Below are 16,744 nucleotides of genomic sequence, written 5' to 3' on the forward strand. Positions count from 1 at the left end.
GGTGACTTTTTCTTGCTTCGCCAAGAAAAAGTCACCAAAAAGAAGGCGACCCCAAGGTCGACGCCGGGCGTTGCCCGGTCCCTTGCGCGACTCGGGCATCCGGGCGGGTCGCTAAACTCGCCCCCTTTGGGGGCTCAGACAACGCGACCCAAAGGCCCCCGGAAGCCCTGCGTTGCTCAGCGTCTTCCATGGGGGGAAGGGCGTCCGGGCTCATAGGCCGGGTAGCTTGCTTCGTCTGTATAGACCGGAGACATGGGTGACAGGTGTTCGGGGACATGGTTGACACTTCTACGCAAACGTTTTGCGCGGAAGAACCGAAGCCCTGGATGACCCAAGACACCATGAACGTCGCAATGACCGAGGCGGTGCGCTCAGCACGAGCCACTCATGGAAAGCGCTGGTACGCGGGGGACTTTACCGTTCGCCGAGCTTGCGGCTCAGCTTTGCCACCTCGGGATCGTCCCCCGGACCGACCGTGAACCCCAGGGAAGCCATGAGCCGGTGCATGGCGGGGTTGTCGCGCAGCACTTCCCCGCTCATGGTGCGCAGGCCCCGCTGGCGGGCGACGTCCTGCAGGCTGGTCATGAGCAGGCTGCCGACGCCGCGGCCCGCCACCCGGTCGGCGACGACGATGCCGAATTCGCAGGCATGGCTGTCGGGCAGGACGGTGTAGCTCGCTTCGCCGATGATGGCTTCCGGCCCTTCCGCCCGGCGTTCGGTGGCCACCAGGACCATTTCCCGGTCGTAGTCGATCTGGGTGTGGCGGATCAGTTGTTGCCGGGGGAGTTCCTTCAGGCCGCCGAAGAAGCGGGTGTAGCGGGAGCGTTCGTCCAGGCCGCGGACGAACTCCTGAAAGGCGTCGGCATCCTCGGGCCGGATCGGCCGAATGCGGAATTGCGATCCATCCTTGCCCTGCACCGTCTTTTCCAGCGAGAGGGGGTAGGGGCAGATGGCCATGTGTCCGTAGCGCCAGGTGTCTCCGCTCCAGGGGCGCAGGGCGGCGCCGAGCTTGGCGGGCAGGGCGGTCTCGCCCAGGACGACGGGGAGTTCGAGACTGGAGAGGGTGGGCAGCTCACAGGCCATTTCCGACACACGCAGGAGGATGTCGGCCAATTGGCGACTGCGGGCGCTGCGCCCTTCCTGGTCGCCCAGGATCGGATCCAGGGCGGGGGAGGCCAACAATTCCCGGGCCAGGCGACCGTTGAGGGGGGGGAGGGCGCGGGGGGCGAGGCTGCGGGAGAGGGGCGATCCGTCGTCCAGACTGAGCACCGGCCCCCACAGGGGGTCGGTCTCCAGGCGCACGAACAGACGCGGCGTGAGGGCGCCCTCGGCGGCACCGGCTTCCGCCTCGGCCAGGGGGGGCAGGTGGAAGGCTTCCGCCACGGCCCGGGCTTCGGCTTCGGTAAGGCTGTCGCGGCCCGACTGCAGCGCGAAGTCGATCACCACCTTGGCCGCTCCCGCGGCGGGGGGCTGGCGGTGGGAGACCGATGCGGGAGTTTCCAGCAGGAGTGCCTGGTTACGCACGAAATCGGCCATGAAGGCAAAGGCCGCCACGGCGCTCTCCGGCGTGCGGAAGGCGGGGATGCCGGCCCGGGTGAGGAGGGCGCGGGATTCGCTCACCGAGGATTCCCCCATCAGCGCCACCAGGATGGGTTTGGCGGCTTCGCGCTGGGCGGCGGCGATGCGCCTCGCGGTTTCCGCCGGATCGTCGAGGCCGTTGGGGGCGATCACGACCAGCACGCCATCCACGCCGGGGTCGGCCAGACAAAGCTCCAGGGCCGTGGCGAAACGCCCCGCATCGGCGTCGATGAGCACATCCACCGGGTTGGCCTGGGACCAGGAGATGGGCAGCCCCATGGCCAGGCGAGCCTTGGTGGCGGGGACGAAGCGGGCCAGTTGCAGCCCCTGGTCCGCCACCGCGTCGGCGGCCAGCACGGCGGGGCCGCCACCGTTGGAGATGATGGCGAGCCGGTTGCCGGCCGGCCGCTGGGGGCTGGCCAGGGCACGGGCGGCGGTGAACAGGTCGCCCACCGAGCGCACGCGCAGGACGCCGGCCCGGCGCAGGGCGGCATCGAAACTGGCGTCGGCGCTGCCGGTGGATTGAGAATGGCTGCGGGCCAGCGCGGCGGTGGCCGGGCTGCGGCCCGCCTTGACCGCCACCACCGGCTTGCTGCGGGCTGCGGCCCGCAGGGCGCTCAGGAAGCGCCGGCTGGAGCGGACCCCTTCCAGGTAGAGGAGGATGGCTTCCGTGCCCGGGTCGGTGGCCAGGAAATCGAGGATTTCCGGCAGGTCCACATCGCCCCCGTGGCCCGGGCCAAAGACGGCGGAAAGGGCGAAGTCGTTGCTGAAGGCCCAGTCGAGAACGTTGAGGCAGACCCCCGCCGACTGGGAGACGAAGGCCAGGTTGCCCGCCGGAATGCGGCGGTAGAACAGGGTGGCGTTGAGCCCCAGGGAAGGGCGGATGAAGCCGAGGGCCCGAGGCCCCATGATGCGCACGCCGCAGCGGCGGGCCGTCTGCATGAGGCTGTCCTGCACCAGGGCGCCGAACTCGCCGGCTTCGGCGAAACCGGCGCTGTGGACGACGGCGTAGCGGATGCGCTTCCTGCCGCACTGCTCGATGATGCCGCCCACGCCATCGGCGGGGGTGACCACCAGGGCCAGATCGATGCGCGCGTCGATGGCATCGAGGCTGGGGTGGCAGGCATGGCCGCGGATTTCGCGATGTTTGGGATTGACCAGGTAGACCTCGCCCCCATAGCCGCCTTCGAGCAGGTTGCGGGTGAGGGCGCCGCCCAGGGAACGGTCGTCGGGGCTGGCCCCGAAAAGGACCACGGCGGCCGGGGCGACCAGCCCGGCCAGGGGGGAGCGGTTCATTGCGGCGGGAAAGTCAGCGAGGGGAGTTCAGGTCTACGAGCAGGGTTTCGACGGCGCCGGCCAACTGGCCCTTCAAGTCGTGCAGGGGGGCGGCCATGAAATGCAGGTGGGTGCCCCCTTCGCCGAAGTCGGGAAAGAAGTCGCGCACCTCGAAGGCACCGGGAACCAGGGCGGAGGGCCGGGCGCGCTCGCCGTAGTGGCGGGCGACGGCGTCGGCGTCGGCGCCCTGGGCCACCAGCTCGGCCAGGACGACCTTGCGCGATTCGTGGCGGCTGTAGAAGGCGCACCAGGCGTCCTGGCGGCCCAGGGTCTCGCTGGCCGGGACGCCGGTCAGGGCTTCGCAGGCCTTGTTCCAGTGGGTGACGCGGCCTTCGCGGTCGAGGACGAAGGTGGCGACGGGGCTGCTGGCGACGATTTCGGCCAGGCGCCGCTCGCCCTCCCGCTGGGCGTCTTCCGCCGCCTTGCGCAGGGTGATGTCCTGCAGGGTCTCGATGCAGCCGATGGTCTTGCCTTCGGCGTCCTTCAGGGGCGCGGCGTTGAACGAGACCCAGCGGCCGGATTCGCCGAAGGCGGGAAAGAAATCCTCGGCTTCGTAGGCGCCGGGAATGAGCGCCGAGGCGCGGTACTTGCCGGCGTAGAACTTCTCCAGCAGCCCGGCGGCGGCGCCATCGAGGACCAGGTCGGCCATGACCGGCCGGTGGGCACGGTAGAAGGCGCGCCACTGGTGATGGGTGCCGATGACTTCCTTGGCCGGAATCCCCGTGAGCTGGGCGAGGGCGCGGTTCCAGTGAACCACCTTGTGCTTCGCGTCGATGACAAAGGAAGGGATAGGACTGCCGTCCAGAATCAGCGCGGTATCAAGGGAATTCATGGTCTCCTCCGTTGGCGGCAACTATAGCAGGCCGGGAATGCGGCGGGGAGGTCCGGCGCGGGGTTTATAATGGCGGCGGAAAGTCGGCCAGGCAATCGCCGGGCGGGCGGAGGCGACTTCGCTGCCGGGAGGAAAGTCCGGGCTCCACAGGGCAGGATGCCAGCTAACGGCTGGGCGCTATAAGCCGCAAGGCGAAGGCGACGGAAAGTGCAACAGAGAATAGACCGCCCAAGCCGGGGGAAACCCCGGACGGCAAGGGTGAAACGGTGGCCGGGCGCAAGTCCGGGCGGCGGGGTGAAAGCCTCGTCGGGGTAAGAGCCCACCGCGCCGGCGGTAACGCTCGGCGGCATGGAAAACCCCATCCGGAGCAAGGCCAAATAGGGAAGCATGGGCGTGGCCCGCGCTGCTTCCGGGTAGGCTGCTTGAGCCTGTCGGCAACGGCAGGCCTAGAGGAATGATTGCCACGGCATCGCAAGGTGCCGCTACAGAACCCGGCTTATCGGCCGGCTTTCCAAACGAATTCAGGAGACGGGGCATGGCCGCGGCGTGGGTGGAGTGGGACGAAGGCGGCACGCAGCACCGGGCCCGCTGGCGCTCGGCGGCGGGCCATCCGGCGCCGCGCCGGATAGTCGTCGCCGACGACAGTCTGCGGGCGGACGAGGCCTATGCCCTGGTTTCCCAGGGCACGGCGCTGCTCTGGCGGGGAGATTTCCACAATGCCCGTCAGTTGCTCCAGGCCCTGGCACGGCGCATGGACCGGCGGCGGCCCAAGGCGGGTGCGACCCTCAGCGAGACCTTTCATCTGCATCGCCAGGCTCAGGCTCAGCGGTCCCGCACCCTGGGGCTCCTGCTGCTTCCCCTCGACGGCGCCTACAGCGTCCCCCTGCGCCGTGCGCCGGAGCTGCGGGCGGCCTGCGAGGAAGTCCTGGGAGCGGCCGACGGCGAGGCCGGGCTCATATCCCTGCGAGAATTGCAGGGTCTGGTGGGGGCCCACGAATGGCGCAAGAAGGGGGTGCCGGTCCCGGCCCTGGGCGGGCGCATCCATCCCTGGTACGGGGTTTTTTCTCCGGTGCGGGGCGAGTACCTGGACCTGGTTGGCGAAGCCCCTCTGCCTGCCACCCGGCTGGCCTTCGACATCGGCACCGGCACCGGCGTCCTGGCGGCGCTGCTCGCCTGGCGCGGGGTGGAAAGGGTGGTGGCCACCGACTGTGCGGCGAGCGCCCTGGCCTGTGCCCGGGAAAACGTCGAACGCCTGGGTCTGGCGGGGCAGGTCGACGTGGTCGAGGCCGACCTCTTCCCGCCGGGGCGCGCGCCCCTGGTGGTGTGCAACCCGCCCTGGGTGCCGGGCAAGCCCGCTACCGCCATCGAAGCCGCCATCTATGACCCGGAGAGCCGCATGTTGAAGGGTTTTCTCGCCGGGGTCGCGGCTCATCTGGAGCCGGGGGGCGAGGCCTGGCTCATTCTTTCCGATCTGGCCGAGCACCTCGGCCTGCGCCAGCGGGAGGATGTGCTGGCGGCCATCACAGCCGGCGGGCTGGCGGTGATCGGACGTCTCGACATCCGCCCCCGCCACGGCAAGGCGGCCGACCCGGACGATCCGCTCCATGCCGCCCGCTCCCGGGAGACGACTTCCCTCTGGCGGCTGGTCGCCCGGGGGTAGGGGCTTCACTTCATCTGGGCTTCGATATTGGCGAAGAGCCGCTCGTAGATCTGGATCAGGTCGTCGCGGTCGGCGCTGCCCTTGACCCAGCGCTTCGACGAGGCGATGGCCACGGCGCGCTTCTCCTCGTCGGTGAGACTGTCGATCACCAGGGGCTCGCCGTGCAGGATGGCGTTGGCGTCGGCCCGGGCCTTCTGGGCCATGGCGACCAGGCCCATCGAGCGTCCCATGGTGCCGGCGCCGTCGAGGATGGCGTTGTTGAGCGCCGTGATGCGGGAGGCGGATCGGGCGGATTCGCCCAATTGATGACCGAACTCGTCGGCGGTGCTGCGGGCGTCGGCCACTGCGGCGCTGAGCCCGCCGATCTGCTCGCATACGGTTTCCAGGGCGGTCGTCATGGCCGTGATGGCGACGGCGATTTCCTCGGCCGACCGCTGCGACTGGTCGGCCAGCTTGCGCACTTCGTCGGCCACCACCGCAAAACCCCGCCCGGCCTCGCCGGCCCGGGCCGCTTCGATGGCGGCGTTGAGGGCGAGCAGATTGGTCTGTTTGGCGATGCCATCGATGTGGCTGGTCAGATGGCGGATGGCGTCCGCCTTGCGGGTGAGGTCGCCCAGGGAGTCGACGCTGCTCTGGCTGGAACTGTGGGCATTGCCCAGGGCGCCCGCCATGCGTTCGGCGGAAAGGGCCATGGCCCCGGCGGACTGGGCGAAGGTATCCGCCATGGCCCCGGACTGCCCCGCGTCGTCGCCCACCCGCCGCAGGCTTGCGCCCACATGCTCGATGGCGCGCGAGAGCCCGCTCTCGGAACGAAGGAAGATGCGCGACAGGAGCGCGTCCCGGGCGACGGACTCCCGCGCTGCCTCCAGCGAGTCGAGCAGCGCCTGCATGCGTTCCAGAACCTCGGCGAAGGCCCCGTGCAGGCCCGTGGTCTGCAGGCGCCGCCAGGAGCGGTCGTGGGACGAAGCCTCCAGTCCCCCCAGGATTTCGCGGAAGGCGGTCTCGGTCTGATCGAGCGCGGAATTCAGATTCACCCGGATCGACTCCAGGGTGGCATCGTCGAAACGCTTGGGCAGGCGACCGACGAGCCGGCCCTGGCCGACTTCGTCAAGCAGGGTGCGGGTTTCGGCCAGGGATGCCTTTCCCCCCTCGCGCCGCAAGAGCAGGGCGGCGAGGGCCGGAACGAGGAGCGCCAGGGCCGCCCAGGGCGACCAGAAGGCGGCCCCGGCGCCGGCCGCGATGAGGCCCGCCGCGAGCCAGCGGGGATCAAAGCGAGAAGACGAGTTGTTCATAGCTCACCCCCGACTGATTGAGCAGGCCCACCAGGACTGCCGTGCCCGCGTCTATGGCATCCCGGGCGCCGGCGCTTCTCTCGGCCTCCAGCATGCGGCGATAGACGGGTTCTATGGCCTCCACCGCCGCCCGCTTGGGGCAGCGGCGCACCGAGGTATAGCCCAGGATGACCCCCTGGGGCCCGAAATCCGGTGCAATGTGGGTAAAGACCCAGTAGTGGCCGCCATCCTTGGACATGTTCTTCACGTAGGCGAAGAATTCGCCGCCCGCCTGGATGGTGTCCCAGGCCAGTTTGAAGGCCGCCCGTGGCATGTCGGGATGGCGGATGATGTTGTGCTGGGAGCCGAGAAGCTCGGCTTCGGTGTAACCCGAAAATTCGATGAAGATCGGGTTGCAATAGGTGATGATGCCCTTGGGGCTGGTCTTGGACACGATGAAATCGTTTTCCCGCATCACCCGTTCTTTGCCGGTTGGCGTGATGTTCCGCTTCATGGATGCTCCCCCGCTCGGAGTGTCCGGCCATTCTAGCGCATACGCCAAAAGTATTACGCCCCCAATTGCGGGGCGTGGGGAGAAAATCTGCCTGGGTGGGTCGAAATTTGACCCCCACTTGGCCGTGCACGATGATAAAGTGGTGGTTAATACTATTAAACACCAGTTTATTGATGACCCGTTCCACCAACAGCAATCACGCCCTGCCGCAGGAATCCCGTGCTGCCCTGCAGAACCTGGGGTTGCGTCTGCGGGTGCAGCGCCTGGCCCGGAACATGACGCTGGAGCAGATGGCCGAGCGCCTGCTGTGCTCCCCGACGACCTGCCGCGCCCTGGAAAGCGGCAAGCCAACGGTGAATCTCGGCCTCCTGGTGCATGCGCTGTGGCTGTTCGGCAAGACGGACGAACTCGACAAACTCTTCCCGCTGGAAATCGGCATGCTCGGTCACAAGCGCAGCCAGCGGGCGCGCCCGGCGAGCAAGGGCATCGGCGATGACGAACGGGATTTCTGAAAGCCTCCTCTACGTCGGCCTGCATTTGCCCGAGGAAGGGGCAAGGGCGCCGGTGACGGCGGCCGTGCTCAAACTGGAACGGAACGATCATCAGGAAAGCGGCCATTTCGCCTACGGCCTCGGCTACCTGGAGCGGCCCGGGGCGATGGCCCTGAATCCCCTGCACCTGCCACTGCAACGCGAGACCTTCCGCTTGGCGCCGCGCCTGTTGCGCGAAGGTGGCGCCTTGCCGCTGACCCTGCGCGATGCGCTGCCCGACGCCTGGGGACAGCGCGTACTGGCCCATGCGCTGGGCGGGCGCCTGCCCAGCCCCCGCGAACAACTCCTGCTGACCAACGAAGATCGCGTCGGCGCCATGATCTTTTCCCCAAGCCGCGAGATGCCACCGCCGGCCGATCTGCCCCATGACGATCTGGCGCAACTGGCCGAGGCGGTCCGTCGCCTGCAATACGACATGGACATCCCGAAGCCGCTCAAGCGCCTGCTGCTGCGCGGCGGCAGCCTGGGCGGCGCGCGGCCGAAGGCGTCGTTTACCCACGCAGGCGCCCTGTGGCTGGCCAAGTTTCCCGCCGCCGGCGACCTGCTGGACGTGCAGGTGCTGGAAGCCTTCGCCCTCGGGTTGGCGGCAAACTGCGGCATCCGCGTGCCGCAATTCATGCTCATGCCCATCGAACGCGGCGAAACCGCCTTCCTGTCGCGCCGCTTCGACCGCAGCGGCGAAAATGCAGGACAGCGCCAGCATTTTCTCTCGGCCGCTGCCTTGCTCGATGTGCCCTACGATTCCAGCGCCGGCAGCTACATCGACTTCGCCCGCGTCATCCGCCGCCTGAGCGCGCAGCCCAAGGTCGATCTGGAGGAACTGTTCCGGCGCATGGTCTTCAACCTGCTGATCGACAACAGCGACGACCACCTCAAGAACCACGGCATGCTCTGCGTCGGCGGCGACCGCTACGTTCTGTCTCCGGCCTTCGACGTCGTTCCACAACTGAGCAACCTCGGTTACCAGATGCTTTCCATCGACGGCTCGACCCAGGAATCCAGTCTGGAACTGGCCATCGAGGCGGCGCCGCACTTCGATTTTACAAAGGACGAAGCCCGCGCCATCGCCCGTGCCATGGCCGCTGTGGTGTATGGGCCGTGGGGGCTACAGTCGTTGAGTCTTCCCGCTGCGCCGGAGGTTTTGCGGCAGCGCTTGCAGGCCTGTTTCCAGCGGCAGAAGGCGATCATCCGCGCTGCTGTCTTGTGAGCCCCCTGATTGGGGCTCCAAGAAAAACGCCTTCGGTTCTCGGAGGCGTTTTTCGTTCTGGCCGACCGTTCCTGGCGGTCGGAGATTCGACCTACAGGATCATCCCCGCGCCGACCGTATTGTTGTTGCTTTCGTCGATGACGATGAAGGCGCCGGTGCCGCGGTTTTCCTGGTAGGGGTCGACAAACAGCGGCTGGGCCAGCTTGAAACTCACCTCGGCGATGTCGTTCATGGCCAGCTTTTCGGCGGGCAGGTTTTCCAGGGTATTCACGTCGAGGCGGTGGTCGATGCCGGTCAGCTTGGCCTTGGAATCCCGCGTGGTGTGGCGGATCAGGTAGGTGCGGGCGCGGTCCAGCGGGCTCTCCGACAGCCAGCAGACGGTGGCGCGGATTTCCTTCACGGCGGCCGGCACTTCGTCGGACTTGACGATCATGTCGCCGCGGGAGGTGTCGATTTCGTCGGCCAGGAGCAGGGTGACCGACTGCTCGGTGATCGCTTCGGGAATATCGACGCCGCCGATCTGGATGGCCTTCACCGTGGAACTCAGGCCGTTGGGCAACACGGTGACCGCGTCGCCGACCTTGATGGTGCCCGATTCCACCCGGCCCATGAAGCCGCGATAGTCGTGCAGGTCCGGGTTGGCCGAATCCTGCGGGCGGCAGACGTACTGCACCGGGAAGCGGAACTGCTCGGTGTGTTCGGTGTGGGCGGCCGGGGCGGCTTCGAGGATCTCGAGCAGGGTCGGGCCCTCGTACCAGTTCAGGCTGTCGCCGCGGTCGACGATCATGTCGCCGTTCAAGGCCGACAGGGGCAGGAAACGGATGTCCTCGATGCCGACCTTGGCGGCGAATTCCAGGTAGTCGGCCTTGATCTTCTCGTAGACCTCCTGCGAGTAATCGACCAGATCCATCTTGTTGATGGCGACGACCAGATGCGGGATGCCGACCAGGGCAGCCAGCTTGGAGTGGCGGCGGGTCTGGGTCAGCACGCCCTTGCGCGCGTCGATCAGGATGATCGCCAGGTTGGCGGTGGATGCGGCGGTGACCATATTGCGGGTGTACTGCTCGTGGCCCGGGGCGTCGGCGATGATGTACTTGCGCGTGCCGGTGGAGAAATAGCGGTAGGCCACGTCGATGGTGATGCCCTGTTCGCGCTCGGCCTGCAAGCCGTCGGTGAGGAGCGAGAGGTCGACGGCGCCCATGCCGCGCTTCTGCGAAGTGCGCTCGATGGCGGAAAGGGTATCGGCCAGGATGGTCTTGGTATCGAACAGGAGCCGCCCGATGAGGGTGCTCTTGCCATCGTCGACGCTGCCGCAGGTCAGGAAGCGCAGCAGGCCGTGATCTTCAATGGGGTGGGCGCTCATCAGAAGTAACCCTCCTTCTTGCGTTGTTCCATGGAGGCTTCGCTGGTCTGGTCGTCCAGACGGGTGGCGCCGCGCTCGGTGATGGTGGTGGTGGCGGTTTCCAGCACGATCTTCTCGACGCTGTCGGCATCGGACTCCACCGGAGCGGTGCAGGAAATGTCGCCGACGGTGCGGAAGCGCACCCGCAGATCGACGATTTCTTCACCGGCCTTCGGCAGGTTGGTCAGTTCTCCGCTCATCAGGGGCACATTGACCGGCACGATGGCGCCCTGGCGCAAGACCACCGGGCGGGTGTGGGCGAAGTAGATCGAAGGCAGTTCCAGGCCTTCGCGCTCGATGTACTGCCAGACGTCCATCTCGGTCCAATTGGAAATGGGGAAGGCGCGGATGTTCTCGCCCTTGTGGCTGCGGGCGTTGTAGAGGTTCCACAATTCCGGGCGCTGGTTCTTCGGGTCCCATTGGCCGAACTCGTCGCGGAAGCTCATGATGCGCTCCTTGGCGCGGGCCTTTTCCTCGTCCCGGCGGGCGCCCCCGATGCAGCAGTCGAAGCCGAATTCCTCGATGGCTTCCAGCAGCGTCACCGACTGATGCTTGTTGCGCGACTCGCCCTCATGCTTCAGCACCACCGTGCCGCGCTGCATGGAGTCTTCCACGGAGCGGACGATCAGGCGCTCACCCAATTCCGCGGCGCGCTGGTCGCGGAACTGCACCACTTCCCGGTAATTGTGGCCGGTGTCGATATGCATCAGCGGGAAGGGAAACTTGCCGGGGCGGAAGGCCTTTTCGGCAATGCGCAACATGCAGATCGAATCTTTGCCGCCGGAGAAGAGCAAAACGGGGTTGGAACACTGGCCGGCCACTTCGCGCATGATGTGGATGGCTTCGGCTTCCAGCCAATCCAGATGGCTGAGTGTGGCACGGGAGGGGGTTTGGGTCATTGCGGAAAATCCAGGGAATTGCCGGGAAAAACGAACGGCCCGTATTGTAGCAAGGCCTTAATGCACGATTAAGAACGTGTGCGCATCTTGTTATTCCACAATCGAATATCACATGCCCACAAAGGGCCGAGTCAGGTCGCGGATTCTGCGCGAGCCCCCTTCGTATTCGGCCCAATAGATGACATCGCGGTAGTCGGTTCTTGCGCTGGCCAGGGCATCGAGCAGACGCTCCCGGTTCCCTTTGGCCAGGTGAATGATGCAGCGCAGGACCCGCAGCCGCTCCGGCCCCTCGTATTGGGCGAGCAGGGCGAGCAGCGGGGCCGGCGACGGGTGGGGAAAATCCGCCGCAATCCTCATCAAGACGTCCGGGGGGAGCGAATGGCTTTCAGGAGTCATGGCGGGGTGGAAGGCGCCCCCTTGTCGAACCGCCCCTTGCGCATGCACGGGATAGGGGGGGTGGGGGCCGGGGGAGAGAAACCCCCGGCTTGCCGATTGGGCGCCTTGTTACGTGTGGCTTGCCTGGGCATGAAGTTTCAAACCGAGAGCGCCAACGACCTTGAGAATGGTGTCGAAGCCGGGGCTACGTTCGCCGGAAAGCGCCTTATAGAGGCTTTCGCGAGAGAGCCCTGCATCGCGAGCGACTTGGGCCATGCCTTTGGCGCGGGCGATATCGCCAAGGGCCTTTGCGACAAAGGCGGCATCTCCATTGGCCTCTTCGAGGCACGCTTCGAGATATGCGGCCATCTCTTCCGGGGTGCGGAGATGTTCCGAAACGTCATAGCGAGTGGTAGAGGTCTTGGCCATAGCGGCTACTCCGAAAGGTTTCGAGCGAGACGTAAAGCAGCCTTGATGTCCTTGGCCTGAGTGCTCTTGTCGCCACCGGCCAGAAGCAAGATCAGCTCACGCCCTCTCTGCTTGAAATACACCCGGTAACCGGGACCATAGTTGATACGCAACTCGGAGACCCCTTCGCCCACGGGCTCGACGTCACCCGGATTTCCCGCCGCGAGACGCTCGATTCTGGCTTGCACCCGTGCACGAGCCTGGATGTCGCGCAATGCGTCGAGCCATTGAGCGAAGACGTCGGTCTTCCGCATTTCGATCATGGGGAGAGCGTAGCCATGCGGCTACACATTGTCAATCTCCGCAACGGTGCTGAAAGGTGCCCAGCGACGGCACCCCAACACCGATCTCATGCGCCACGTCGTCCAATGTCGCGCTCTCCGGCGGCAACAACTTCGCCACCGCTCTATCCTTGAATTCCTGTCCGTATCGAGCCAATTCGTTCTTCCATCATCACCCCCGGTCGTCAATTCTATCGGGGCGACAACTATTCTGACGCGGCGGGCGGCGGGCGGCGGGCGGCGGGCGGCGGGCGGCGGGCGGCGGGCGGCGGGCGGCGGGCGGCGGGCGGCGGGCGCGGAACTATGGGGGTGGTGGGCCGTTCGTCCACGATCAGTTCTACGGTGGTGAGGCGGCGGCTGCCCGTTTCGTCGAGGCGGTAGTGCACGCAGACGAGCCCGGTGCCGAAACGATCCAAGTGTCGCTTGGTGCCGGCGGCCCCGGGGGCGAGGCGCTTGATGACCTGGCTGCCCGCCAGGGGCGCGGGGGCATGGAGCGGCAGGGAATCGGGCCTGGCTTGCGGCCCCCCCGGGGCAAGCGCCCTCCCGGGGGGAAGGCGCTGCGGGGGGCTGGGTCAGCCGAGGCTGATGCGGAATTTCATTTGGCCGTGCTTGCCCAGGACGACGAGGTCGCCTTCCTTGAGTTCCAGTTCCTGCACCGGGGCGCCCAGGTTGTCGTTGAGATAGGTGCCGTTGGTGGATTGCATGTCGCGCAGGATGAGGCGGCCCTGGACGGGGCCGATCCAGGCGTGGCGGTTGGAGATCTGGCTGTCGGGGACGACCACGTCGGCTTCCTGGGAGCGGCCGACGACGATGCCCTTGCCGACGGGAAAGCTCATGCCCTGGACGACGCCGACGATGCACACGATCTTGGCGTGGTCGAGGGCGCCGAAGCGCACCGTCGATTCTTCCCGGACGGGGGCGGCAGGCAGGGCGCCGGGGAGGGGGGGCGGTGCCGCAGGCGCGGCGGGCAGGGGGGGCGGCGCGGCGGGGGCTGCGGCGGGGGGGGGCGGGGGTGGGGCGAAGACCGGGGCTGGCGGCGGGGGGGGCGCCGGTGCAGGGGCGACGGGGTAGGCCGGGGGTGAGGCCTGGGGCCAGGCGCCGGCCGCGGGCGGGGGGCTGCCCCAGGCGGCGGGGGCGGGGTTGGCGGCAAAGGCCGCCAGGGCGCGGCGGAAGCCGGAAACCTTCATCCAGTGGAGAATCCAGCACACCAGGCCGGCGAGGCCGAAGAGCAGGCCGATGAAGGGAATGACGGCCAGCAGGCTGAGGATGAAACCGGCCAGACCCAGGGCGAGGCCGCCGTCGCCGAAGACTTCGGTCTGCCGCGCTTCGCCTTCCTTCTTGAGGGACATGGAAAGCAGGACGATGGCGGCGATGAGGGCGATGAAGCCGAGGTAGGGCACCAGGCCCAGCCAGACCAGGGCGGTGGGCACCGGGGGGCGGAAGGCCGGCTGGATGGCGTCGAAGCAGCGGTGCAGGTTGAGGATGTAGAGGGCGAGGACGGCGTAGATGGCGATGAACATCACCAGGGCGAAGAGCCCGAGCAGTCCGAATCCCAGGAGGGCGCCCGCGGCGGCTTGGTCTCCCATGGTCTTTTTCTTTCCGCAGGTTGAGGAGCGGACATTCTGGCGGAAAGCGATTCGGGTGGCAAACCCGCGCCAGCAGGGTACGCAGCATTCCCGGGTGGAGGGCGCCCGGGGCAGAAGCCGCCCGGGTGGGCCTGCGGCGGGGAGGTCTTTTGCGGCGCAGGCGAGGCGCTGCGGGGGCGCCGGTGGCCGCGGGCCGGTCTCAGGCCGCAGCGATGACTTGCAGGAGGCGCTCGCCGTAGCGTTCCAGCTTGGCGGCGCCGATGCCGGGGATGGCGCAAAGCTGCCCCAGGCTGGTGGGGCGCAGGGCGGCCAGTTCGCGCAGGCTGCGGTCGTGCAGGATGACGTAGGCGGGCACGCCCTGTTCCCGGGCGGTGTCGCTGCGCCAGGCGCGCAGGGTTTCGAACAGGGGGGCGTCGGCGGCGGGTAGCGCGGTGGCAGCGGGGGCGCTGCGCGCCGGGTTCGGGGCGCGGCTACGGCGGGCGGGCCGGCGCAGGGCCACCGTTTGTTCGCCCCGCAGGACGGGGCGGGCGGCTTCGGTCAATTGCAGGGCGCCGTGTTCGCTGAGGTCGACGCGCAGCAGGCCGGCGGCGGCCAGTTGGCGGAAAACGCTCTTCCAGAGGGCGTCGTCCAGGTCGGCGCCGACGCCGAAGGTGGGCAGGGCGTCGTGGCGCCACTGGCGGGTCTTGTCGCTGGCCTTGCCGCGCAGGACGTCGATCAGATGGCCGACGCCAAAACGCTGCCCGGTGCGGAAGACGGCGGAAAGTGCCTTCTGGGCGGCCACGGTGCCGTCCCAGAGTTCCGGCGGGTCAAGGCAGACATCGCAGTTGCCGCAGGGTTCGGCAGCTTCGCCGAAGTAGTCGAGCAGCACCTGGCGGCGGCAGCGGGGGGCTTCGCAGTAGCCCAGCAGGGCGGTGAGGCGCTGGGTCTCCAGGCGTTTCTGCTCGTCGCCGGCGCCGGATTCGGCAATGCGCGCCTGTTGCAGGGCCACGTCCTGCAGGCCGTAGGTCATCCAGGCTTCGGCGGGCTCGCCGTCGCGGCCGGCGCGGCCGGTTTCCTGGTAGTAGGCCTCGACGCTCTTGGGCAGATCGAGGTGGGCGACGAAGCGCACGTCGGGCTTGTCGATGCCCATGCCGAAGGCGATGGTGGCGACCATGACCAGACCTTCCTCGCGCAGGAAGCGGCGCTGGTTGGCGGCCCGCTCCGCATGGGGCAGGCCGGCGTGGTAGGGCAGGGCAGGGTAGCCCTGGGTACAGAGCCAGGAGGCAGTTTCTTCCACCTTCTTGCGCGAGAGGCAGTAGACGATGCCGGCCTGGCCCTGGCGGCCGGAGAGAAAACCCTGGAGCTGCTTTCTGGGGGTGTCCTTCTCCACCACGGTGTAGCGGATATTGGGCCGGTCGAAGCTGGAGACGAAGACGCGGGCGTCGTCGAGGCCCAGGCGGGTGAGCATTTCGCCCCGCGTGGCGGCGTCCGCCGTGGCGGTGAGGGCGATGCGGGGGACCGCCGGGTAGCGCTGGTGCAGGGCCGAGAGTTGCAGGTACTCCGGGCGGAAGTCGTGGCCCCACTGGGAGACGCAGTGGGCCTCGTCGATGGCGAAGAGGGCGAGCTTGCCGGCTTCGTAGAGGGCGTCGAGCATGGCCAGGCTGCGGTCCAGCAGCAGGCGTTCCGGGGCGATGTAGACCAGGTCGAGGCCGCCGCTGAAGAGGGCCTGTTCGACGGCCTGGGCCTCGCCCCAGCCGAGGGTGGAATTGAGGCAGGCTGCCTTGACGCCAACCTGGGTGAGGGCGTCCACCTGGTCCTGCATGAGGGCGATGAGGGGCGAGACGACGACGGCGCAGCCGGGGCGCAGCAGGGCGGGGATCTGGTAGCAGAGGCTCTTGCCGCCGCCAGTGGGCATGAGCACCAGGGCGTCGCCGCCGCCGGCCACATGGCCGATGATTTCGGCCTGGCTACCGCGGAAGGCGGGGTAGCCGAAGACCTGTTGCAGGACATCGAGGGGGGACTTCACGGGAGGGCGTGGCGGGTCAGGCGCTCGCCATTCCAGGCCAGAACCTCGCCGCGCTCCTCGTGCCAGTCGGCCAGCACCCAGCGCTCGATGTGGATACCATCCACCATGTGGTCATGGGTGGCGGCGTGGTGGGTATGGCCGTGGATGAAGGTGGCGTAGCCGTGCAGGCGCAGGAAATCGTCGGTTTCGCCGGGATTGAGGTCCATGAGGTAGGCAGAGCCGGATTGCGATTTCGCCTGCTTGCCGGCCTCGCTCCTTTCCCGCAGGTGGGCGGCGATGGCGCGGCGCTCGGCCAGGGGTTTGGCGAGGAAGTCGGCCTGCCACTGCGGGTCGCGCACCTGGCGGCGGAAGGCCATGTAGTCGGCGTCGTCGCTGCACAGGGCGTCACCGTGGGAGAGGACGAATTGCCACTCCGGGGTGGACAGCACGTAGGGGTCGGGCAGCAGGCTGAGGCCGGCCGCCGCGGCGAACGCCCCGCCCAGCAGGAAATCCCGGTTGCCGTGCTGGAGGGCGATGGCCAGGCCGCTATCGGAGGCCCCGCGCAGGGCGGAGACGATGGCCGCGTTGTGGGGTTCGCTCAGGTCGTCGTCGCCGATCCAGGCGTCGAACAGATCGCCCAGGATGTAGAGGCCCTCCGCCTGCCGCGCCGGACCGGCGAGAAAGTCCAGCAACAAACGCGTCGCCCCGGGAGACCGGGGCGACAGGTGGAGGTCGGAGATGAAAAAGAGCATGCGTGAAAGGTGAAATTTGAAACGTGAAATGTGGGGGAATCCGCGGCGC

At 67.8% G+C, this 16,744-nt stretch carries 15 protein-coding genes and 1 other RNA gene; 4 read left to right on the plus strand and 12 right to left on the minus strand.

Translation table 11 applies throughout. The features are described 5' to 3' along the window. Window positions 1–414 precede the first annotated feature (414 nt). The gene (locus tag IPM73_04765; GenBank protein MBK8917375.1) at window positions 415–2,874 is read right to left on the minus strand and encodes a GNAT family N-acetyltransferase; all 2,460 of its coding nucleotides are present in this window, start codon (window positions 2,872–2,874) and stop codon (window positions 415–417) included. Window positions 2,875–2,887: 13 nt separating this feature from the next. Continuing rightward, window positions 2,888–3,745 carry a PAS domain-containing protein gene (locus tag IPM73_04770; protein MBK8917376.1) on the minus strand — a complete coding sequence of 286 codons (858 nt, stop codon included), beginning with the start codon at window positions 3,743–3,745 and terminating at the stop codon, window positions 2,888–2,890. 79 nt (window positions 3,746–3,824) lie between these two features. Between IPM73_04770 and rnpB the strand changes: the two genes are divergently transcribed. Continuing rightward, an RNA gene (gene rnpB / locus IPM73_04775) (RNase P RNA component class A) lies at window positions 3,825–4,260 on the plus strand. 20 nt (window positions 4,261–4,280) lie between these two features. Continuing rightward, window positions 4,281–5,405: a class I SAM-dependent methyltransferase gene (locus tag IPM73_04780; protein MBK8917377.1), complete on the plus strand. Its 1,125-nt coding sequence runs from the start codon at window positions 4,281–4,283 to the stop codon at window positions 5,403–5,405. A gap of 5 nt (window positions 5,406–5,410) precedes the next feature. Here IPM73_04780 and IPM73_04785 read toward each other — a convergent pair whose 3' ends face one another. After that, window positions 5,411–6,697, minus strand: a complete 1,287-nt coding sequence (locus tag IPM73_04785; GenBank protein ID MBK8917378.1) for a chemotaxis protein — start codon at window positions 6,695–6,697, stop codon at window positions 5,411–5,413. After that, window positions 6,672–7,190, minus strand: coding sequence for a PAS domain-containing protein (locus tag IPM73_04790; GenBank protein MBK8917379.1), 519 nt, complete (start codon window positions 7,188–7,190; stop codon window positions 6,672–6,674). Before IPM73_04790 ends, IPM73_04785 begins: the two co-directional genes overlap by 26 nt. 173 nt (window positions 7,191–7,363) lie before the next feature. On the opposite strand from IPM73_04790, the gene IPM73_04795 reads away from it, so the two are divergent. Together IPM73_04795 and IPM73_04800 are read left to right on the plus strand one after the other, a co-directional pair. After that, the gene (locus IPM73_04795) at window positions 7,364–7,702 is read left to right on the plus strand and encodes a helix-turn-helix transcriptional regulator (GenBank protein MBK8917380.1); all 339 of its coding nucleotides are present in this window, start codon (window positions 7,364–7,366) and stop codon (window positions 7,700–7,702) included. Continuing rightward, the gene (locus IPM73_04800) at window positions 7,683–8,948 is read left to right on the plus strand and encodes a HipA domain-containing protein (GenBank protein MBK8917381.1); all 1,266 of its coding nucleotides are present in this window, start codon (window positions 7,683–7,685) and stop codon (window positions 8,946–8,948) included. Before IPM73_04795 ends, IPM73_04800 begins: the two co-directional genes overlap by 20 nt. A 91-nt stretch (window positions 8,949–9,039) precedes the next feature. Here IPM73_04800 and cysN read toward each other — a convergent pair whose 3' ends face one another. The 8 genes from cysN to IPM73_04840 form a co-directional block, all read right to left on the minus strand. Then, entirely contained in the window at window positions 9,040–10,311 is a 1,272-nt protein-coding gene (cysN, locus tag IPM73_04805; protein ID MBK8917382.1) for a sulfate adenylyltransferase subunit CysN, read from the minus strand. Continuing rightward, window positions 10,311–11,249, minus strand: coding sequence for a sulfate adenylyltransferase subunit CysD (gene cysD, locus IPM73_04810; GenBank protein MBK8917383.1), 939 nt, complete (start codon window positions 11,247–11,249; stop codon window positions 10,311–10,313). The genes cysN and cysD overlap by 1 nt, the downstream gene beginning before the upstream one ends. Window positions 11,250–11,357: 108 nt before the next feature. Beyond that, window positions 11,358–11,606, minus strand: coding sequence for a hypothetical protein (locus IPM73_04815; GenBank protein MBK8917384.1), 249 nt, complete (start codon window positions 11,604–11,606; stop codon window positions 11,358–11,360). 147 nt (window positions 11,607–11,753) lie between these two features. Continuing rightward, window positions 11,754–12,053 (minus strand): putative addiction module antidote protein, encoded by a 300-nt coding sequence (locus IPM73_04820; GenBank protein ID MBK8917385.1) that lies wholly within the window; start codon window positions 12,051–12,053, stop codon window positions 11,754–11,756. Between the two features lie 5 nt (window positions 12,054–12,058). Further along, window positions 12,059–12,355 carry a type II toxin-antitoxin system RelE/ParE family toxin gene (locus IPM73_04825; protein ID MBK8917386.1) on the minus strand — a complete coding sequence of 99 codons (297 nt, stop codon included), beginning with the start codon at window positions 12,353–12,355 and terminating at the stop codon, window positions 12,059–12,061. A 590-nt stretch (window positions 12,356–12,945) separates the two neighbouring features. After that, complete coding sequence (locus tag IPM73_04830) at window positions 12,946–13,959, minus strand: FHA domain-containing protein (GenBank protein ID MBK8917387.1); 1,014 nt, start codon at window positions 13,957–13,959, stop codon at window positions 12,946–12,948. Between the two features lie 199 nt (window positions 13,960–14,158). Further along, on the minus strand, window positions 14,159–16,000 hold the full coding sequence (gene recQ / locus IPM73_04835; protein ID MBK8917388.1) for a DNA helicase RecQ: 1,842 nt from the start codon (window positions 15,998–16,000) through the stop codon (window positions 14,159–14,161). Continuing rightward, window positions 15,961–16,695, minus strand: coding sequence for a UDP-2,3-diacylglucosamine diphosphatase (locus IPM73_04840; protein ID MBK8917389.1), 735 nt, complete (start codon window positions 16,693–16,695; stop codon window positions 15,961–15,963). The genes recQ and IPM73_04840 overlap by 40 nt, the downstream gene beginning before the upstream one ends. Window positions 16,696–16,744 lie beyond the last annotated feature (49 nt).

It is taken from the genome of Betaproteobacteria bacterium (genome assembly GCA_016720065.1).
Classification (GTDB): Bacteria; Pseudomonadota; Gammaproteobacteria; order Burkholderiales; family Rhodocyclaceae; genus SSSZ01.